The organism is Pantoea nemavictus (assembly GCF_037479095.1).
GTDB classification, from domain to species: domain Bacteria; phylum Pseudomonadota; class Gammaproteobacteria; order Enterobacterales; family Enterobacteriaceae; genus Pantoea; species Pantoea nemavictus.
Genome location: NZ_JBBGZW010000002.1, coordinates 415986 through 432647, shown reverse-complemented (window position 1 = coordinate 432647; position 16662 = coordinate 415986). Strand labels below are relative to the sequence as shown.

General features: G+C 52.4%; 17 protein-coding genes. 9 read left to right on the top strand and 8 right to left on the bottom strand.

Annotated features, from left to right (window positions below; all coding sequences use genetic code 11):
• Nucleotides 1-273: 273 nt before the first annotated feature.
• Nucleotides 274-2976: an HTH-type transcriptional regulator MalT gene (gene malT, locus WH298_RS21595; protein ID WP_180823993.1), complete on the top strand. Its 2703-nt coding sequence runs from the start codon at nucleotides 274-276 to the stop codon at nucleotides 2974-2976.
• A 21-nt stretch (nucleotides 2977-2997) separates the two neighbouring features.
• Here malT and WH298_RS21590 read toward each other — a convergent pair whose 3' ends face one another.
• Nucleotides 2998-3834, bottom strand: a complete 837-nt coding sequence (locus WH298_RS21590) for an MBL fold metallo-hydrolase (RefSeq protein WP_238344500.1) — start codon at nucleotides 3832-3834, stop codon at nucleotides 2998-3000.
• Between the two features lie 157 nt (nucleotides 3835-3991).
• Between WH298_RS21590 and WH298_RS21585 the strand changes: the two genes are divergently transcribed.
• Entirely contained in the window at nucleotides 3992-4870 is an 879-nt protein-coding gene (locus WH298_RS21585; RefSeq protein ID WP_180823992.1) for a LysR family transcriptional regulator, read from the top strand.
• 1 nt (nucleotide 4871) lies between these two features.
• Here WH298_RS21585 and WH298_RS21580 read toward each other — a convergent pair whose 3' ends face one another.
• Nucleotides 4872-5312 (bottom strand): GNAT family N-acetyltransferase, encoded by a 441-nt coding sequence (locus WH298_RS21580; RefSeq protein ID WP_049853266.1) that lies wholly within the window; start codon nucleotides 5310-5312, stop codon nucleotides 4872-4874.
• A gap of 53 nt (nucleotides 5313-5365) precedes the next feature.
• On the opposite strand from WH298_RS21580, the gene WH298_RS21575 reads away from it, so the two are divergent.
• The 4 genes from WH298_RS21575 to WH298_RS21560 are packed head-to-tail and all read left to right on the top strand — an operon-like array spanning nucleotide 5366 to nucleotide 7635.
• Entirely contained in the window at nucleotides 5366-5824 is a 459-nt protein-coding gene (locus tag WH298_RS21575; RefSeq protein ID WP_180823991.1) for a GNAT family N-acetyltransferase, read from the top strand.
• Nucleotides 5825-5880: 56 nt separating this feature from the next.
• Nucleotides 5881-6474 carry an NAD(P)H-dependent oxidoreductase gene (locus WH298_RS21570; protein WP_180823990.1) on the top strand — a complete coding sequence of 198 codons (594 nt, stop codon included), beginning with the start codon at nucleotides 5881-5883 and terminating at the stop codon, nucleotides 6472-6474.
• Nucleotides 6471-7046 (top strand): TetR/AcrR family transcriptional regulator, encoded by a 576-nt coding sequence (locus tag WH298_RS21565; RefSeq protein ID WP_180823989.1) that lies wholly within the window; start codon nucleotides 6471-6473, stop codon nucleotides 7044-7046. The genes WH298_RS21570 and WH298_RS21565 overlap by 4 nt, the downstream gene beginning before the upstream one ends.
• A 34-nt stretch (nucleotides 7047-7080) precedes the next feature.
• Complete coding sequence (locus WH298_RS21560; protein WP_180823988.1) at nucleotides 7081-7635, top strand: pyridoxamine 5'-phosphate oxidase family protein; 555 nt, start codon at nucleotides 7081-7083, stop codon at nucleotides 7633-7635.
• Here the strand turns inward: WH298_RS21560 and WH298_RS21555 are convergent, their stop codons facing one another.
• Entirely contained in the window at nucleotides 7636-9129 is a 1494-nt protein-coding gene (locus tag WH298_RS21555) for an MFS transporter (RefSeq protein ID WP_180823987.1), read from the bottom strand. It abuts the gene before it with no gap.
• 116 nt (nucleotides 9130-9245) lie between these two features.
• On the opposite strand from WH298_RS21555, the gene WH298_RS21550 reads away from it, so the two are divergent.
• The gene (locus tag WH298_RS21550; protein ID WP_180823986.1) at nucleotides 9246-10250 is read left to right on the top strand and encodes a helix-turn-helix domain-containing protein; all 1005 of its coding nucleotides are present in this window, start codon (nucleotides 9246-9248) and stop codon (nucleotides 10248-10250) included.
• On the opposite strand, the gene WH298_RS21545 is transcribed toward WH298_RS21550, so the two are convergent.
• The 3 genes from WH298_RS21545 to WH298_RS21535 all read right to left on the bottom strand — a co-directional run bounded on the left by WH298_RS21545 (nucleotide 10239) and on the right by WH298_RS21535 (nucleotide 12425).
• Nucleotides 10239-10970, bottom strand: coding sequence for a hypothetical protein (locus WH298_RS21545; RefSeq protein WP_180823985.1), 732 nt, complete (start codon nucleotides 10968-10970; stop codon nucleotides 10239-10241). The two genes, WH298_RS21550 and WH298_RS21545, sit on opposite strands and share 12 nt — an antisense overlap.
• 150 nt (nucleotides 10971-11120) lie before the next feature.
• The gene (uraH, locus tag WH298_RS21540; RefSeq protein WP_007885995.1) at nucleotides 11121-11543 is read right to left on the bottom strand and encodes a hydroxyisourate hydrolase; all 423 of its coding nucleotides are present in this window, start codon (nucleotides 11541-11543) and stop codon (nucleotides 11121-11123) included.
• 678 nt (nucleotides 11544-12221) lie between these two features.
• Nucleotides 12222-12425, bottom strand: a complete 204-nt coding sequence (locus tag WH298_RS21535) for a con-10 family general stress protein (protein WP_007886002.1) — start codon at nucleotides 12423-12425, stop codon at nucleotides 12222-12224.
• 449 nt (nucleotides 12426-12874) lie between these two features.
• Between WH298_RS21535 and WH298_RS21530 the strand changes: the two genes are divergently transcribed.
• Entirely contained in the window at nucleotides 12875-13381 is a 507-nt protein-coding gene (locus WH298_RS21530) for a DUF892 family protein (protein ID WP_007886004.1), read from the top strand.
• A 402-nt stretch (nucleotides 13382-13783) separates the two neighbouring features.
• Nucleotides 13784-15349 (top strand): methyl-accepting chemotaxis protein, encoded by a 1566-nt coding sequence (locus tag WH298_RS21525; protein WP_180823984.1) that lies wholly within the window; start codon nucleotides 13784-13786, stop codon nucleotides 15347-15349.
• Between the two features lie 86 nt (nucleotides 15350-15435).
• On the opposite strand, the gene map is transcribed toward WH298_RS21525, so the two are convergent.
• Nucleotides 15436-16218, bottom strand: a complete 783-nt coding sequence (map, locus tag WH298_RS21520) for a type I methionyl aminopeptidase (RefSeq protein WP_180823983.1) — start codon at nucleotides 16216-16218, stop codon at nucleotides 15436-15438.
• The gene (locus WH298_RS21515) at nucleotides 16215-16460 is read right to left on the bottom strand and encodes a ParD-like family protein (protein WP_007886008.1); all 246 of its coding nucleotides are present in this window, start codon (nucleotides 16458-16460) and stop codon (nucleotides 16215-16217) included. The genes map and WH298_RS21515 overlap by 4 nt, the downstream gene beginning before the upstream one ends.
• Between the last annotated feature and the right edge of the window lie 202 nt (nucleotides 16461-16662).

The window sequence follows — 16662 nt, the reverse complement described above, 5'->3', positions numbered from 1 at the left end:
GGTTGTCCTGTAAGGGCGGAGGTGCGTAGCGGTCATTCTGCGCGACGGGCATGGGACGCTCCTCCTCCTGCACAAAATTCAGGGGGGAGGATGATCGGGGTGGAGAGGCTGAGGGAAATCTGAAAGCGCGACAAGAATGTGATAACCCTCGCTTTTGTTAAGTTTGCTTAATGGGTTCGCTTGCATTAGGTAAACGAATGTCTGAACGTATGTGACTATTAATTACGAAGCGTAAAATAATGATGCGCCACGTTAAGGGAGAAGCGTTCGCCGATGTTAATACCTGCAAAACTCAGCCGTCCTGTCCGCCTCGAAAGCACGGTCACGCGTGAGCGTTTGATCCAGAAACTGAGCGCCGCAGGGAATTATCGTCTGGTGCTGGTGACCAGTCCGGCGGGTTATGGCAAAACCACTCTGATCTCCCAATGGGCGGCGGAGAAACCGCATCTGGGCTGGTATTCACTGGATGAGGGCGACAATCAGCCGGAACGCTTCGTTGATTACCTGATTGCGGCGCTGCAGCAGGCAACGCTTGGCGGCTGCGCGCGCAGCGAAGCGCTGGCGCAGAAGCGGCAATATATTAACCTCAATGCGCTGTTCGCCCAGCTGTTCAGTGAACTGGCGGCGTGGCAGCAGCCGATCTGGTTAATCATCGATGATTACCATCACATCACCAATCCCGCTATTCATGACGCCATGCGCTTCTTTTTGCGCAATCAGCCGGAAAACGTCACGCTGATTTTGCTGTCGCGTAACTTGCCGCAGCTCGGCATTGCCAACCTGCGCGTGCGTGAACAGCTGATTGAGCTCGGCAGCCAGCAGCTGGCGTTTACCCACCACGAGGCGAAACAATTTTTCGATTGCCGCCTGACTACGCCGCTGGAATCGGAAGAGAGCGGCCGTTTGTGTGACGATGTGGCGGGCTGGGCAACGGCATTGCAGCTGATCGCGCTCTCCACCCGCCAGGGCGCCAGTTCAGCGCAGGACTCGGCGCGCCGCCTGTCCGGCATCAACGCCAGTCATCTGGCAGATTATCTGGTTGAAGAAGTGCTGAACAACGTGGATAGCGCCACGCGCCAGTTTTTGCTGAAAAGCGCGCTGCTGCGATCCATGAACGATACGCTGATCGCCTGCGTGACCGGCGAAGAGCAAGGCCAGATGCGGCTGGAAGAGATTGAACGTCAGGGGCTGTTTTTACAGCGCATGGATAACTCCGGCGAATGGTTTAGCTATCATCCGCTGTTCGGCAACTTTTTGCGCCAGCGCTGCCAGTGGGAACTCGCCGCTGAGCTGCCGGATCTGCATCGCGCTGCGGCTGAGAGCTGGATGAAGCTGGGTTTTCCCGGAGAAGCGATTCACCATGCGCTGGCCGCCGGTGATGCGCTGATGCTACGCGATGTACTGCTGCAGTACGCCTGGACGCTGTTTAATCAGAGCGAACTCACGCTGTTAGAAAATTCGCTAACAGCCCTGCCGTGGGAGATCCTGCGGGAAAACCCCAAGCTGCTGCTGCTGCAGGCGTGGCTGATGCAAAGTCAGCATCGCTTTTCCGAAGTGAATACGCTGCTGACGCGCTTTGAGCAGTCATGCCCCAACGAGATTGATGAGGTGCTGCGTGGCGAATTCAATGCGCTGCTGGCGCAAGTGTCGATGAACGATGGCAACGCCGAGGAAGCGGAACGGCTGGCTTTGCTGGCGCTTGATGTGCTGCCCAAAAGTCGCCCTTACAGCTGCATTGTTGCCACGTCGGTCTTAGGTGAAGTGATGCATTGCAAAGGTGAACTGAGCAGTTCGCTCAAGCTGATGCGGCAGACGGAACAGATGGCGCGTCGCGAAGAGGCCTGGAACTACGCGCTGTGGAGTCTGATTCAGCAAAGTGAAATTCTGTTTGCGCAGGGTTTTTTGCAGTCCGCCTATGAGATGCAGGAGCGGGCGTTTGCGCTGGTTAATGAGCAGCATCTGGCGCAGTTCCCGATGCATGAATTTCTGCTGCGCATCCGCGCGCAGCTGTTGTGGGCGTGGGGCCGGCTGGATGAAGCCGAACAGGCCGCGCGCGACGGGATTAAAGTACTGAAAGGGTATCAACCACAGCAGCAGATTCAGTGTCTGGGGTTGCTGGTGCAGTGCTCGCTGGCGCGCGGCAATCTTGATAACGCCCGCAGCCATCTCAGTCGCCTTGAGAACCTGCTGAATAACGGCAGCTTGCACAGTGACTGGATCGCTAATGCCGATAAAGTCAGAGTGATTTTTTGGCAGATGACCGGCGATAGCCAAAGTGCCAGCAGTTGGATGCGTCAGACGGCGAAACCTGAATTTGCCAATAATCATTTCTTGCAAGGTCAGTGGCGCAACGTGGCGCGGGCGCAAATATTGCTGGGCAATATGAGTCAGGCGGAAGTGGTGCTGGATGAGCTGAACGACAATGCTCGCGCGCTGCAGCTGATGAGCGATATGAACCGCAATCTGCTGTTATTAAATCAGATCTATTGGCAAACCGATCGTAAAGCCGAAGCGCAGCAGGCTCTGATTGAAGCGCTGAAACTGGCGCGCAGCACCGGCTTCGTCAGCCATTTCGTGATTGAAGGCGAAGCCATGGCGCAGCAGCTGCGTCAGCTTATCCAGTTGAATACGTTGGATGAACTGGATAATCATCGCGCCCGCAGGATCCTTAGCGAGATCAATAAATATCATCGCCATAAATTTGCCCATTTCGACGAAGGCTTTGTCAGTCGCCTGCTCAATCATCCTGACGTGCCCGAGCTGATCCGCACCAGCCCGCTTACCCAGCGCGAATGGCAGGTTTTGGGGTTGATCTACTCGGGCTACAGTAATGACCAAATTGCCGGCGAGCTGGACGTCGCCGCGACCACCATCAAAACTCATATCCGTAATCTGTATCAGAAACTGGGCGTGACGCATCGCGCAGAGGCGATGAATCAGGCGCAGTCAATGCTGCAGATGATGGGATATGTGTAGGCAGCATTCGCCGGAGAGAGATTAGACATATTCGAGTACATACTGCCCTTCTGCAGCGCAGCGAATATAGGCAAATCCCGTTACGCCAAAATGCATACCGGCAATTAATAGATTTTCTCGTGCTACCCGTGCCAGTAGCTCCTTTCTGGTATTTTCTGCCAGCAAAGGGTCGTTATCAAAAGCGATGGAAATTTCCGGGTGGGCTATTTGAATGTGGGGATAATGCGCGATATCTCCCCAGATCAGCAGTCTCTGCTGGCATGATTCAATCAGATAACCTGTGTGGCCTGGCGTATGTCCCGGCAGGCAGACCGCACTGATCCCTTTAGCAATCACGGCGTTTTCCGTAAACCGTAGCTTTGGCTGATATGCGTCAAGCGTGCGACGAACCCGCGTTCCGTTCATCTGCGCGCGTTCATTCAGGTGACTTAGCTGCGCTTCATCCCGCCAGAAGTCGGCTTCTGCCTGGCTTAGATAGAGTTCAGCGTTGCCGAAAGTGGGTCGTCCTCTCTCATCCTGTAGACCACCAATATGATCGGGATGCCCGTGAGTTAACAGCACGGTATCTATATCTTCAGGCGCGACGCCCAATAAAAATAGGTTCTGTTTTAATTCTCCACCCACATGATTAAGTTTTCCCATACCTGCATCGACCAATATAATCCGGCCCTGTCCGCGGATGAGATAACAGTAAATATGAATATTATCCGGTGCAATGATGCCATTACACTGCTGAATATTTACGGCTGCACTATTTTCAATTCCTGATAATAAATTCAGGCTGGCTGTCATCTCGCCGTCGCTTATTGCGGTGACGTGATAATCGCCAATATCATAAGAGTGAAATAAAGTGTTCAAGAATACCTCGATAAATGTCAGTTTTTAACACTGCGATTAAAATCGTTTGGGCTACTTAACGCCGAAATCACGCCTCTTGCCGCATTGCGTAACATGTTGCGGCATAGATTATTGTGTGGCTATCATCATTCTCGACTGAGTTGTGACCGGATAAGTTATGGACATCAAGCTATTGCGCTCTTTCGCGCTTGTCGCCGAGCTGCAGCATATTGGCCAGGCCGCCGAGAAATTGCATATTTCTGCCTCCCCTTTGAGTCGACAGATCCAGCAGTTGGAAGATGAGTTGGGGGTTGCACTTTTTCATCGTGAAAAGAAACGTTTGTATCTTAGCGCCGAGGGAAAGCAGTTCCTGATAGAAGTGAAAGCGCTGCTCGCCCATCACGATCGCCTGAATGGGTTAGGCAGGAGCCTGAGAAAGGGTCAATCGGGTCGGCTTGATATTGGTTATGTTGAAGCCGCTATCCACTCACTTTTGCTTCCTGACAGCCTTGCCCGATTAGACTGCTCGTCGGAAGTGGATATTCAACTGCATGCCCTACGTTCACAGCCGCAAATCGATGCGCTATCGAATCACGCGCTGGATCTGGCATTGGTTTATGCCCCGCCTGAGGCGAATGACCTTTTTGCTTTTCAGTGCGTCTTGAGTGAGCCGGTGGTACTGGCGATGCCAGGCAAGCAGGCGATTGAACATCCTCGCCCTGAGCAGCTCGATAAGAAGCGCTGGATTGCAGATAAGCAAAGTTTAAATACCACAGCGTCGAGCAGGCTGATGGATATTTGTGAACGTGCGGGTTTCGCACCTGATGTGCGGCTTGAAGTCAGCGGGCCGTTGGCTGCACTTTCATGCGTTGAAGCGGGCCTGGGATATACGTTAATCCAGCGAAGTCTTGCTCGTTTGGCTTCGCCGGCGGTTACCATCGCTGAACTGCCCTGGCTTGGGCTGAACGTCACCCTGTATGCTGTCTGGCGGAAGAACGAAGCAAAACCACTGGTTACTCGTTTACTTGCCGCCTTGAGAGAGCATGTTGCTTGCTAAACTAAATTTTGATGGTGTAACGGACAAAATCATCCAGCAGGGCCAGCTTGTCGTAAAGCGCCCGGGCTGGATTGCTTTCACGGGTAACCCAGTACACTTTCGACCATGATTTCTGCTGGGCCTCATCACGCAGCGCTTCGATCAACGCTCTTCCTGCACCTATGCCGCGCTGATTTTCATCAACATAAAGATCCTCAAGGTAGCACAGTGGCTCGGTTACCCACGTCCCTGGATGCAAAACGCAAACCGCGAAGCCAACCACGTGATTATCGCTTTCCGCGAGCCGACACAGCATACCTGAGCCAGGCGTCAGCACCCGTTGCCACGTCGCTAAAGTCACGCTCTCGTCCAATTCGCTGCCGTAAAAATTCAGGTATCCCTTCCACAGCACTGACCATGCCGCAAAATCTTTCGCTTCTGCGTTGCGCACTTTGATCATCATTAAATATCCTTGGGTATGTTTTCATCATTGAATCAGGAAATCATATTGTCGTCATGAAGATCACCATCACACAAGCCGATCCGTTTTCGTCTGAATCCCAAGCGTTGGTGGAGAAATTGTCTGCAGAACTTGCGGTGATTACCGGTGATAACGGGAAAAGTCACTTCAACGCTGAGGAGATAACCCGTGAGCGATCGCTGTGGCTGCTGGCCAGAGATGACGCGGGCAACGCCGTCGGTTGCGCAGCGCTGAGGCCGCTATCCACTTACGTGGCCGAAGTTAAACGCATGTACTCCGACCGTAGCGTATCCGGTGTGGGCGCGGCGTTGCTGGCCTATCTGGAAAGCCGCGCCAAAAGTATGGGATACAGTGAAATCCGCCTTTCGACACGCGTCGTCAATCAACGGGCAGTTGCGTTCTATCGACGCTATGACTATCAGGAAATAGAAAACTACGGACCTTATATCGGTCGAGCGGAATCGGTTTGCTTGCACAAAGTATGGAGAGTTTGACAACCTACCGATGGTAAGTTACTACTAGTAGCTTATGCTTAATCGAGGGTTTCACCATGCACGCTCTGATCGTTACTGCACATCCGGACGCGGCTTCCCACACGCACCACATTGTTTCGCAGGTCGCGCAAGGGATTGCCGCAGCGGGACACAGTTATGAGATCGCTGACCTGGCAGCAGAACAGTTTGATCCGCGTTTTAACCAGGCCGATTTTGACCAGTTCAAAAGCGGTGCGCCGTCACCCGCCGATGTCGTGGCGGAGCAGCAGCGAGTGGATCGCGCCGACGCGTTAATCATTGTTTATCCTATTTACTGGTGGTCGTTCCCGGCACAGCTAAAAGGTTGGATCGATCGCGTCTTCACCCAAGGCTGGGCCTACGAAGATGACGGCCTAAACGTGGTGAAAAAGCTGGGAAAATTGCAGGTGCATCTGTTGGCGCTGGGTGCAGCGAGCCAGCGGACGTATGTACGTCGCGGCTATTTCAGCAGCATGCGCACACAGATCGATGAGGGGATTTTCGGTTATTGCGGCGCACCGGTGGTGACCAGCGAATTGCTGCTGCCCACGGATGACAATTATCCCGAGTCTCACTACAGGCTGGCACAGCAACTTGGACAGCGACTTTTTCCGCTGAAGGAACTGGCATGAATCACCCCATCCGCCAGCGCATGACGCATCAAGCACGTCGCCAGCAGTTGATCGGCGTCGCGTGGAATGTGGTGCGCGAGCAGGGCAGCGATGCGCTGACCTTAGGGCGAGTAGCGGAAGAGGCGGGCGTGAGCAAACCGGTGGTGTACGATCATTTTGGTACCCGCCACGGTTTGCTCGCTGCGCTGTACGAGGATTTTGATCAGCGGCAAACCGTGATTATTGAGGCGGCGATGGTAGCGGCAGGCAGCAGCCTTGGCGAAAGGGTTAAGGTGGTGGCATCAAGCTACGTTGATTGCGTATTAACGCAGGGGCGCGAGATTCCGGACGTGCTGTCGGCGCTTGATAGCACGCCAGAGCTGGCTGAGGTGAAACGCAAATACCAGCTCAATTTTATTGAAAAATTTCGCAGCTGGTTTGCCGAGGCAACGCTGCCGCAAGCCAGTATGTGGGGGATTCTTGGTGCCGCCGATGCGATTTCCAATGCGGTGGTATGCGGCGACATCAGCCAGCAGCAAGGATTGGCTGAACTTGAGGCGCTGATTCTGGCGCTGGTGGATCGCTACTGCTAACTCACACTTCGACTCAACCCAAAAGGAAACGCTGATGTCACTGCCTCCAGAAGAGCTTGATCGGGATTGCTGGAATAAACTGGCAAGCGGGGCGGATGCGCCCGATGCGGGTTTTCACTTTTTAACCCTCGCCTCTGTCGATGCGCTGGGCCAGCCGCAGGCCAGAACGCTGGTGCTGCGCCGGGTTGATCGCCTCAGGCGTACGCTGGAGTTTCACACCGATATGCGCAGCCCCAAATGGCAGGCGCTGGCATTTAATCCGCAGGTAACGGTTTTAGGGTATTGCGACAAAACCCAGCTGCGCTTGCAGGGGACGATTACGCTGCATGGCGCGGAGAGTGAACGGGCTGAGGCGGCATGGCAGCGTTTATCTCCCTGGACGCAGCAAACCTATGCCGGCCCCACGCCGGGCAGCGATGTTGATAACGAACACAACGCTGCTGGCGGCGGCAAGGGCAATTTCGGTGTATTGCTGTTTCAGGCTAGCCTGCTGGATTGGTGCAGGCTTGCCAGGGAAAACAATCAAAGAGCCTTGTTGCGTTATAGCGCCTCGGGAAGCCTTGCCAGCGCTCAGTGGATCAATCCTTAGCTAGGGCGCGCACTGTTTCTTATTCATCTCATCCGTGCGCGCGATCGCCCGCTTAGACTTGATGTTGAACAATAGATAACTCGCCAGCGCCAATCCCCACACGCCTGCGGCGCCGTATAACAGCACGCCGGAAAATCCGTCTGCCAGCACCCGCGCAGCAACATTGCCGGTCAGCGCAACCTCGCTACCACCCGCAATGCGCTCGGCCATATCCTGGGCATCATTGATGGCGGGCATGATGCGTTGCAGACTTGCCGCTACGCCTGCCACCAGCAGGCTGCCCATCAGCGCGATGTTAATTGACAAGGTGATCAGTCGCGCGCTGATATCGATTCCCGACGCCATGCCCACACGATTTCCCGGCACTGAACCGGTGGTGGTGTTGGTCACCGGTGTATTGGTCAGCCCGAGCGCAATGCCCGAAAGTAGCGCACCCGGCAGTAAACTCATTTGCTGTGATACCGAGAATTTCATCAGCATAAAACCCGCACCAAGAGTAAATAAACCCAGCGGGATCATGCGTGCCGCACCAATGCGAACCACTAGCTTCTCTCCCAGCGGCGGCATCAATAAGGTTGGCAACGTGTAGGCCAGCAGCGCCAGCCCAGTGGCCATGCTGCTGTAGCCTAAGCCGCTCTGATAATAGACCGGCAGATAGATCATCAGCGGCCAGAAGCTGAAGTTCATACCTATCGAGCCCATCAGCGCACCGGAAAAGGCGCGAATGCGGAACACCGAGAAATCAAACATCGGATGAGGATGACGACGTTCAATCCAGACAAATAACAGCGCGCTGAGCAGGGTGATCAGCAAAATAAGCTGTGCGCTCAGGCTGCGCCAACCGAGGCTGCCGCCCTGAGTAATGAGAAAGGTTGCACCAACCACGGTGAGCGATAAGGTGATCAGCCCGCTAAGATCGAGTTTTTTCGCTTCGCTATCACGCGATTCCACCACGTTTTTCATTGCCAGCATCAGCGTGAGCAACGCGATAAAACCGTGTACCAGAAATACCCACTGCCAGCTAAACCACGCCACCAGCATACCGCCGATGATCGGCCCGAAGCCCAGGCCAAAACCAAAGGTGATTCCCCACGCGGCGAAAGCACGGCTGCGCGCTTTTCCCTGTGGAAACTGGAACGACAGAATGGCAATCAGGCAGGTTAACATCGCGCCACCGCTTAACCCTTGCAGTAAGCGCGCGACAATCAGCCACAGCGGGCTTTGCGCTAGCCCGCACATCACCGAAGTCAGCCCGAAGGCGATAATGCTAATAATGAAGATGCGCTTACGTCCATAAGTATCCGCCAGCGTGCCGGTGGCCATTAACACCGCGGTGCAGGCCAGCGTGTAGGCGTTCATGATCCACTGCAGCTCGCGGAAACTGGCGTGCATCTGCTTTTCCAGCACGGGCAAAATCACCGGTACGCTGGAGATCTCCAGCCCTGACATTAACGCGGCCAAACAAACCGCCATCAGCGCCAACATGTTCTTCATAGTCAATCCCTGCGAAACGTTAAGAGAGTGCCAGCATGAAAGATTGCGGCGGCAGTGGAAATCTGTGCGCATGCCATATATCGTCAAGATCGTGCCAAATTACAGGTAATCCCGTTATGCATATCACCGCTCCGCTTGATGTCAGACATGCTGCACCGAAAAATCGTCGCCTGGTGCTGCTGGCCTATGAATGCCTGTGTACGTTTGAGTTCGGCATTGCTGTCGAAGCATTTGGCCGCGTAGATGAAGTGTTCGGCGCACCGCTGTATGAATTGTCTGTGGCATCGGTTGAAGAGGGGATTTTTGCCGCGCAGGGTGGCGTGCGCTTAGTGGTTGATGGCGGGCTGGAACTGCTGGAGGATGCCGGCACCATCGTGATTCCCGGCTGGCGCAGCGTACATGAACCGGCCTCGGAAGCACTTCTTGCGGCGCTGCAAAAAGCGCACCGCAACGGCACGCGAATTGTCTCGATCTGCGCGGGAAGTTTTGTGCTCGGTGCGGCGGGATTGCTCAACGGAAAACGCGCGACCGCACACTGGAACAGCACCGACATTCTGGCGCAACGCTTTCCAGACGCGCAGGTTGAGCATGGCATGATTTATGTTGATGAAGGCAGCGTAATCACCTCGGCGGGTGGCGCGGCGGGCGTTGACTTGTGTCTACATTTGATTCGTCGGGACTATGGTATTGACGTTGCCAACCGTACCGCGCGCCGCATGGTAACGCCGCCGCTGCGCGAAGGTAATCAGGCGCAGCTGATTCAGCAGCCGGTGCCGCAACGACGAGCCAAAAGTCTCGCTCCGCTGCTCGACGATCTGCGCAATCATCTCAATACGCCGCTGGTGATTGACCAGCTTGCCAGGCAAGCCGGCATGAGCCGTCGCACCTTTATGCGCCGTTTTCATGACGCGACCGGCACTACGCCCGGCGAATGGATGCTGAGCGTGCGGCTGGAGAAAGCCTGCGGCTTGCTGGAAAACGGCAAGCTGAGCATCGATCAGGTCGCCGAGTTGGCCGGTTTTGGCTCACCGGAGACCTTAAGGCATCACTTCAGACAACGGCTGAATACCACGCCGACCCGCTGGCGCAAGGCATTCAGCCAACGTGCGTTATTGGGTTAGCGTGGTGGCATCAAACAGGAATAGTCGCGCGGCACCGGAGAATTTCACTACGCAGCTCTCCAGCATTTTCTGCGTTTCTTCGGTGACTTTGGCGTAGCTATTGGCCTGCCATTGCTGCAGGGTATACTCCTGTACATTCACATCATCCCCACAATTAACGTCCTGCGAGAGAGAGGAATTCGCGACGCCCTTGCCCGAACGATGAATAATAGTGCTAAACAGCAGCTGATAATTATCATCGCCACCCGCCAGATTTTTATAAACCAGTTTCCAGGTGATTGGCGTTATGGTTACCGCATTGTCATATTTCTTACTGGGATGTTTATCCAGCTCGGTTTTGAGTATCTCTGTGATGCGCGGCATTAAATAGGGCAGAGAAGGGTTCATAAAGCCGGCAACTTCAGTGCCTTTAAGTTCGTCTTTGGTAAAACCCGGCACGTTGCCGCCACCAGCAAACATCATCGACACAAACTGCAGGGTTTTAAGCGCCGCGACTTTAGACGTATCGCCTTGCGTGACGTAGCGCAACTGGGTGTCCGATGGGCGACTAAAATCCGTTTCGAGCATCTGCACGCCCTCGAGATCTATCTGTGATTGGTTAGCGGAGATAATCTTCTGCGTCTGCACCACTTTTGAGGTGGGTGGCAGGGGCTTATCGTTGGCACAACCGGACAGCAGTGAAATCAGGGTAAGCAGAGGGAGCATGAGTTGGCGTGGCATTTTTTAATCCATAGAGTGGTTGGTCCTTGATAAGTGGCAGCATCGGCATAGGTGAGAAAAACTTTAGCGTTGAAAGGTACTGCGGACGAGATGAGGCGGATAGAGAGATAAAATAATGCGCAACAGATTGCGCATTATTTAGCGATGAATTTAGTTACCGCGATAGGTTGAATAGCCAAACGGACTCAGCAGCAGAGGAATATGGTAGTGTTCGCCGTTGCTTTCCATATTGAACTCAACCGGAATTTCCGGGAAAAATGTTTTCTGATTGCTCATTTTGTAATAGTCACCGGTTTTAAACACCACGCGATAACTGCCAGCGCTAGCCGTTTTATCTTCAGGGAACAGCGCACTTATACGGCCGTTGCTGTCCGTTTTGCCGGTTGCTAATTTCACCCAGTTATTATTTTGCTTTTGATCGAGTTCCACTTCAATACCGGAAGTGGGTGAGCCGGTTTGCAAATTTAATACGTGCACGCTAAGCGGATTTTTTGTGGTCGCAGCCTGAGCAGTAACGGCTGAAAGGCTGGTGGTTAACAGCAGTGCGCTAAGCGTGAAGAGGTGAGTTTTCATAAAAAATATCCGTTTTCTACAGGTAAATGAGCGCTAAGAGTAGAATCAGAATCGACAAAATAATAATTGATGAGACTAAATGTGAAATTTCCGATCTAGAGAAGCGGTACCAGGACAATGCGCCTGGAATATGAACAGTAATGTTTATTATTGCTCCACATTTCCCGCAGTCACACGTTTCAGCTGGGCGCAAAACCTAACCGATGATGATCTTAAAGCTAATGCTATGGGTCTTAACCAGGTAGTATCCGCTGGTTTCCCATTGCGGCTGAAGTTGCAAAAGCGCGTGCGCCGTAAAAACTGCCACCACAAATAGCGGCGCATTAAGTTAATGGGGAGCTTCGGCTCCCTTTTTTATCTTTTTGCTAACCTGAGTGATTAATCCAAAAGGTAATTAAGAATATGCTGGGCGTGAACAGAAAGTTCATAATTCGCACTAAATAATATAGCTGTCAGCCCATACCTGATTATTAGGCTGCAAATGTTATTTGATCATGAATAAGCGAAGCGGCAAATAAGATTAGATTGATCAATAATTAATCAACCTAATGGTTTCTTGCGTGAAATAACTCTCCTGACATGAAGAAAGCTGTATTTAAGCGAAGCGTAAATACAGAGTCAGGAGAGTGTTGTGCAGAAGTAAAACGCGGTTAAAAATGTATTGTTGTTAGGCTAATGTTATTTGCGTCGGCTAATTTTTCCTCCTTTCCTTCCCGCTTCAATGGCGCGGTCTGGATCGTTTTTGAAATTGCCGCCACTAGCCTGACCGCCCTTGCGCCCAGCCTCGGCTGCGCGTTCCTTATTCTCTGCGAAGTTGCCCGCGCCACCACGACGTTGCGGCTTTTTTTCTTCCTCATCGGGTAGCTTCTTAGCGTCCGTCATTGGTTCTCCTCTCTGTTCAATACCAACATGATGCAAAATAAATGTAGTGCCATTTTTACCAGATTCAAGCCAGGATTAATCTTAAGGCTTAATTTAAGAATCTTGATTGTCTGACTATCGGTCAGTTTTTCATTCCTGTCGTCATGCAAATTCCATGAATGCTGATTATTATTTTTTTAACGTAAAGAGGGAAGCTTTCATTGCAAGAATAATAAGCGAAGCGGTGGGGTTGTTACATTTAACCGCTCTCGCATTTCTTCGATTCATTACTTGCGTAGCGGCACTTGCTTGCTACGTTTAATTAATCTGCTCGTTTGGTTTTAATTAACGCTTCGCTTATTTCCAGTTTATTAACGTAATGAGCCGATGTAATCCCCACGGGTCGCTATCGACGGTGTTCCACCAGCAAACCGTTCTGTAACCCTGCTTTCCACTTTCGGAGCGAATTGATGACCAAAGAAATTGTTTACCTGGATTGGTTGCGCGATGCGCATGCCATGGAAAAACATGCCGAGTCTTTGCTGCAGGCCGCAGCGCTGCGTCTGGACGCATTCCCGCTACTGCAGGCGCGTATCAAACAGTACATGCAACAAACCTGTGAACAGCAGAAGCAGGTGAAAGAGGCACTGAAGCGATACGACAGCAGCTGGTCGGCATTGAAAGAGGCGCTTGGCCGTATGTCGGCAGTGGGACAAGCGGCCAGCGATATGCTGCGCGATGAAGAGGGCGTGCGCATCGCGGTGAGCAGCTATGTGTTCTGCAACTATAAAGTGGCGACTTACACCGCACTGCTGGCCGCCGCGCAGCAGGCGGAAGACGCTGAGGGCGTGAAAACCTTCCAGCGTATTTTGCAACATGAAACACAGATGGCCGACTGGTTGCTTTTACAGCTGCCGGAGGTGGCAAATGAGGCGATTTTACGGCGCACGGAAGTGGATATGCCCGGCCTGGTTTAATCGCTGAAAAATCGGTCAGCCGTTTGACGTTGCTGACCGCGTTCGTTTGCTGGCAGAAAATGCCTAATCAATATATTTAGAAATGCAATCTATTAATGTTGAGTCAAATTAACGTATATGCGATTAAAAAGATCATTATTTAAAAGAAATGGCGATCAATTGCGTGCTTTTCTATAAATTAAGCAAAGAAATCGGTGTTGGTTCGAGTATTAATTTTTGATAAAGAAGTAATACTGATCAATGAAATCGATTTCAAATTAATTACTTTCCTGCCTCTAATGTTAAACAACTGGCTGACGATAACAGCAGAGATGCCGCAATTTAAGTTGCGGAACATCGTCTATTGATAAAATTACATTGTTCTCTTCACTACTTTTCAATCAAAATCATTGAGGTTTCTAAATGGACGTAGTTCAAAGATTTTCGCGTAATGTAAAGTTGCGGACTAAATTAACAATATCTTCTGTGCTCAATATCTCCATGCTGCTATTAGTGGCGACGCTTGGCTTAAATTCGCTGTTGTTAGCGGAAACCGGCGTTAATGGCATGATGAAAGATGACTACCCAACCATCGCGCTCGGCAACCAACTGATTGATGAAATAAACGTGACGATACAGCAGCAGGCGCTGCTGCTGAGCCCTATCGATGCGCAGCGTCGGGCCGCGATTCAAACCAATCTCCAGGATGCCTCGAATAAAATCACGGAGACTTACAAGCAATTGGCGCTACTGGCGACGGATGAGGAGTCAAAAACGTTTCTTGCCCGAGTTCAGGCCAAGCGGGCAGATTTTCTTAAAGAGAGAATGGCCTTCTTCGAATTGATAAATAGTGATGTGAGTAAAGCGGTAGATTTCTATTTTACCGCGCTGACTTCAGCGCAAAAGAGTTATATTGCGGAAGTGGAGGGTTTTATTACGCTGCAAGAGCAGCAGATGAATGGTTCTTACGATAGCTTTATGGCGTCCTACAGCAACACTAAAATCTCCATGATCATTATTTTTATTGTGGCTATTTTGCTGTCGGCGTTTATTGGCTGGATTATTATCCGTTCGATTACTGTGCCACTAAGAAAAGTCATTGCGTTTCTTGGTCGGGTGGCTGATGGCGATCTCAGCTCTGATTTTCATGAGCAGCGTAAAGATGAAATGGGGCAGCTAATTAATGCCATTCAGCAAATGCAGGAGAAAATGTCGGGGATTGTTAGCCATATTCGTATTAGCGCAGAACAGATATCCGGTGGGGCCAGCGAAATAATGTCGGGCACCCACGATCTCGCTGCCCGTACGGAAGAGCAGGCCAGTTCGGTGGAACAAACCGCGGCTTCGGTTGAGGAGTTCAGCGCCACTATCAGTAACACCCGCAACAATACCCATGTAGCGGCGGATCTTTCAACCAAAGCGGAAAGCGCCGTGGGGCAGAATGCCAGCATGATGGACAATGTCGCGACCAAAATGGCCGAGATTCATGATTCCGCTAGCCGCATGGCGGACATTATTAACCTGATCGATTCTATCGCTTTCCAGACCAATATTCTGGCGCTCAATGCCGCTGTCGAGGCCGCACGCGCCGGCGAACATGGCCGTGGTTTTGCCGTGGTGGCGCAGGAGGTGCGAGCTCTGGCTCAGAAAACCGCTACCTCTTCGCATGAGATTCGTCACTTGATTGAAGAGTCTTCGACGCGTATTGCGGATGGTCGCGATATGGTCACCGACGCCAATACCTTGATGTCCGACATGATGTCCAACGTTGCCAGCATGAAAGAATTACTGGTGCAGATAAACCAGGCCAGCAGCGAGCAGGCGGATGGCATCAGCCAGATCAATACCGCCATCAGCCAGATTGATATCACCACGCAGCAAAATGCATCGCTGGTAGAACAGTCGCTGGCGGCCTCGGCGATGCTGAACGAGCAGGCAAACAATATGGTGAACAGCGTTAGCGTGTTTACGCTGCGCAGAACGGCATAAGTTGCGGATACAGAATCCCCTGCGGATTCTGTATTCCCCTATTTTTTCCTCTAAGAGAAACTAGCGAGAGCGGTTATAAGCTTGCGCTAAATCGGCGCATAGTCGCCAGTGCCTTCTGGCCACGGCGTCAGCAAATCAAAACCGGTTTCCGTCACGGCGATGGTGTGTTCCCACTGCGCTGACAGCGAGCGGTCTTTGGTCACCACCGTCCAGCCATCTGACAACACGCTGGTGCCCGCTTTGCCGGCGTTGATCATCGGCTCGATAGTGAAGATCATCCCGGCCTGCAGCGCTAATCCCGCACCCGGCGTGCCGTAATGCAGGATTTGCGGATCGCCGTGATACACCTCGCCGACGCCGTGACCACAATATTCCCGCACCACCGAGAAGCCAGCTTTTTCTGCGACCTGCTGAATGGCTGCGCCAATATCGCCCAGCGTCGCGCCCGGCTTCACCACGTTAATGCCCGCCACCATCGATTCGTAGGTGATCTCCACCAGTCTTTTCGCCCGTACCGACGGTTGGCCAACGTAATACATGCGGCTGGTATCGCCGTACCAGCCATCTTTAATGATGGCGACGTCGATATTCACGATGTCGCCATCCTTGAGCTTTTTCTCACCTGGAATGCCGTGACACACCACGTGATTGACCGAGGTACAGGTGGTGCGCGTATAGCCCTGATAGCCGATATTGGCGGGCACCACGTTGAGCTCGTTGACGATATAGTCGTGGCAAATCGCGTCCAGTTCATCAGTGGTGACGCCAGGTTTGACGTACGGCGTGATGATCTCCAGCACTTTGGCGGCGGCGTGCCCGGCGGCGCGCGCCAGTTCGATCTCTTCAGCGGTGTGCAGTTTGATGCTCATGACGCGATTCCCTGCGATGTGAATAAAGGATGGTCGAGCAGTTGCGCTAAATCAGCGCCGCTGTCGCGTTCGACGCGCATCAGTAAGCGCGTCAATTCCTGATGATTGAGGGTGGGATAAATCTCGGCCAGCATGCCGATCTTCATCCAGTGTTCTGCCTGTGCGTTGATGGAACGGCTCATGGCCGTGCTGGCAATGCGCAAGTTCTCATGCATTAAGTCGGAGATTTTTACGATACCCATGATGTGGCCTATATATAAAACATATGCGTTATGTATATAGGCTACCTGTTTGGCGCGTGATATGTAAAGACGTATTTTTGCACCTGGTCGCCATGAATGGCGATCCTACAGGCGTTACAGTGGTGATGAATCAAAAAAATGATTTGATGCTGCAGCGCGGGTGTTGAGGCAACATCTAAACCCGCTTGCGCAATGATTTGCG